Annotated in this window: 1 pseudogene; it reads left to right on the plus strand. The window is 61.8% G+C overall.

What is annotated here, in order from left to right:
- Window positions 1-382: pseudogene (locus I6F37_RS44895) on the plus strand (hypothetical protein); the annotation flags it as partial.

A 382-nucleotide genomic window follows, 5' to 3' on the forward strand; every position in this document is an offset into this window, starting at 1 on the left:
ACATCACCAACACGGGTTCCGCCGCTGTCACCCATACGCTCTCTGGCCAGCAGACGCTCACCAGCACCAGTTCCGCCGGCGTGAACTTCAACATCATCGCGCCGACCACGGCTGGCACGGTCGGCCTGAACATCACCGGCATCATGTATGCCAACAACGGCTTCACCAAGTCCGGCGATGGCATCCTCCAAATCAGCGCCGCTAACTTCACGGATGTCGAACCCGGCTTCACGGTCCCGAACGATCTCGCGTCGCTTTTTGGCCAGATCCAGGTCAATGGCGGCATCCTCTACGTCGGCAACACCCGTGCACTAGGCGCCTTCGGCGTGGGCAACGAAACCATTGCCGCGTCCGGTGCGACGATCGACCTGCGCGATCAGGA

This window comes from Bradyrhizobium sp. NBAIM08 (assembly GCF_020193935.1).
Taxonomy (GTDB): domain Bacteria; phylum Pseudomonadota; class Alphaproteobacteria; order Rhizobiales; family Xanthobacteraceae; genus Bradyrhizobium; species Bradyrhizobium yuanmingense.